This is a genomic window from Hwanghaeella sp. 1Z406, from assembly GCF_048892425.1.
GTDB lineage: Bacteria > Pseudomonadota > Alphaproteobacteria > UBA8366 > Aestuariispiraceae > Pacificispira.
Genome location: NZ_JBLZHU010000046.1, coordinates 1 through 288 on the forward strand (window position 1 = coordinate 1; position 288 = coordinate 288).

At 47.2% G+C, this 288-nt stretch carries 1 protein-coding gene; it reads right to left on the minus strand.

Annotation, left to right across the window (positions count from 1 at the left end):
- A partial coding sequence (locus tag ACOSDR_RS20295) for a hypothetical protein (protein WP_420732356.1) occupies positions 1-288 on the minus strand: 288 nt, incomplete at both ends.

A 288-nucleotide genomic window follows, 5' to 3' on the forward strand; every position in this document is an offset into this window, starting at 1 on the left:
GCCGGGCCTTTGTTGGTACCAGTGACGTTTTCTGCAATTTTATCTTCACCAGCTGCTGATGTGTCGAAGTCTGGATCATTCACTTGTACGTGAATTGTCAAGGCTCCGTCACCCAGTGTCTCTGCTGTTTCAATGTTTGCAGTCTCGCTGGATGGAACAGCTGGGCTGTTACCAATACCAGTTAGATGGATTGGGAATATTGATCTTCCACTTGGGGAAGTATTGTCAGTTACTGAAACTCCGCTAAAGTCGTCAAGGCTGCCGAATGGTACTGGGTAAACAGTTCTG